At 73.1% G+C, this 1,578-nt stretch carries 2 protein-coding genes and 1 pseudogene; 2 read left to right on the forward strand and 1 reads right to left on the reverse strand.

Going from position 1 to position 1,578, the window contains the following annotated elements; translation table 11 throughout:
- Positions 1–131: 131 nt before the first annotated feature.
- The gene (locus AOJ26_RS13615; RefSeq protein ID WP_053848524.1) at positions 132–524 is read right to left on the reverse strand and encodes a GntR family transcriptional regulator; all 393 of its coding nucleotides are present in this window, start codon (positions 522–524) and stop codon (positions 132–134) included.
- Between the two features lie 120 nt (positions 525–644).
- On the opposite strand from AOJ26_RS13615, the gene AOJ26_RS13620 reads away from it, so the two are divergent.
- Both AOJ26_RS13620 and AOJ26_RS13625 read left to right on the forward strand, forming a co-directional pair.
- Complete coding sequence (locus AOJ26_RS13620; RefSeq protein WP_053848525.1) at positions 645–1,187, forward strand: RNA polymerase sigma factor; 543 nt, start codon at positions 645–647, stop codon at positions 1,185–1,187.
- Positions 1,188–1,290: 103 nt separating this feature from the next.
- Positions 1,291–1,578: pseudogene (locus AOJ26_RS13625) on the forward strand (zf-HC2 domain-containing protein); the annotation flags it as partial.

Below are 1,578 nucleotides of genomic sequence, written 5' to 3' on the forward strand. Positions count from 1 at the left end.
CCCCTTCCCGCCGCCGGCGGCTTGAGGTGCGTCCCCATGACCCACCCCCAGGGGCGCGGGGAGCTGCGCGACCAGCCACGACGCACGCGTACTCGCCCGACAAGCGCATCCGGCACTCCCGTAGGCGCCCCTCACTGGTCCTGCGTCGGGAAGTGCTCGTCGAGTACGGCGGTGAAGAACGCGTCGACGTCCTCGCGGGCGAGTCCCGCGGACCGGGCGCGCCCGGCCCAGTCGTCGAGTTCGGCGCGCAGGGGGGTGTCGGCCGCCTGGCTGCCGGCGCCGAGCGTCCTGCGGACGAAGGTGCCGAGACCGCGGCGGGCCTCGACCAGGCCCTCGCGCTCCAGTTCGCGGTACGCCTTGAGCACGGTGTTCGGGTTGATGGCGGTGGCCTCCACGACCTCACGGGCCGTGGGGAGCCTGTCGCCGGGTTCGAGGAGGCCCAGCCGCAGGGCCTGCTTGGTCTGCTGGACGATCTGCATGTAGGTGGCGACGCCGGAGCGCCGGTCGATGCGGTACTCGACCACGCGGACAACACCCTTCACCAATTGACTAGTGAAAGGGTGTTGTGAGGAGGGTTCGAAAGTCAAGCGTGGTTTCTTTGTCGCGGGGTGAACCGGTCGGCCGGGGTCGTCCGATGAGGGGGCGTGAGGGAAACGAGAAGCGACGGGGATCTGCTGCGGGCCATCGCGGCGGACGGTGACCGGCGTGCCTTCGAGGAGCTGTACCGGCGGTACGCGCCCTGGCTGCTGGCCCGGCTGCGGGGGCGCTGCTCGGACGCGGGCGTGGTCGACGACGTCGTACAGGAGACCTTCCTCGCGGTGTGGCGGGGGACCGCGCGCTACCACGAGGAAGGTGATGTGGCCGGGTGGCTGTGGCGGATCGGCTCACGGCGGCTGATCGACGCGCTGCGCGGCGACGGGGCGCGGGGGCGGCTCCGGCAGGCCCTGTCCCGGCTGCGGCACCGGGACGAGGCGTCCGCGGAGGAACGCGTGCTCGCTGGGGTGGAGCACGGGGACCTCGCGGGCGCGCTCGTCCGCCTGTCACCGGAACTGCGCGCGGTGCTCCAGGCGACGGTCATCGACGGCCTCACCACCCGCGAGGCCGCCGTCCTGCTCGGCATCCCGCCCGGCACGGTCAAGACCCGCGCGATGCGCGCCCGCAAGCAACTCAGGGAGGCGCTCGCGTGAGGACGTACGGACGAGCACGGGTGGGAGGACGGGGCCGGCCGCACGGGTGGTCCCGAATCCGGGTGTACAGCCCGGGGTGCGTACGAGTGAAGGAGGTGGCGGCATGACCTGGCATGTGGCCGAAGACGATCTGAGGGCTTACGCCCGGGGCGAGTTGGCCGCCCCCCTGCTCTGGTCCGCCGACACCCACCTCGCCGCATGTGCCGAGTGCCGGGGGCTGCTCGCCGGGGTCAGCGACCCGGTGGCGCTGGACGCCGGGTGGGAGCGGCTGGACGCCGAGCTGGACGCGCCCCGGCCGGGGTGGTTCGAGGCTCTGCTGACGCGGGCCGGGATTCCCGACCACACGGCCCGGCTGCTCGCGGCCACGCCGGTGCTCAGGCGTTCCTGGCTG

It is taken from the genome of Streptomyces sp. NRRL B-24085 (assembly GCF_001282115.1).
In the GTDB taxonomy this organism is placed as follows: domain Bacteria; phylum Actinomycetota; class Actinomycetes; order Streptomycetales; family Streptomycetaceae; genus Streptomyces.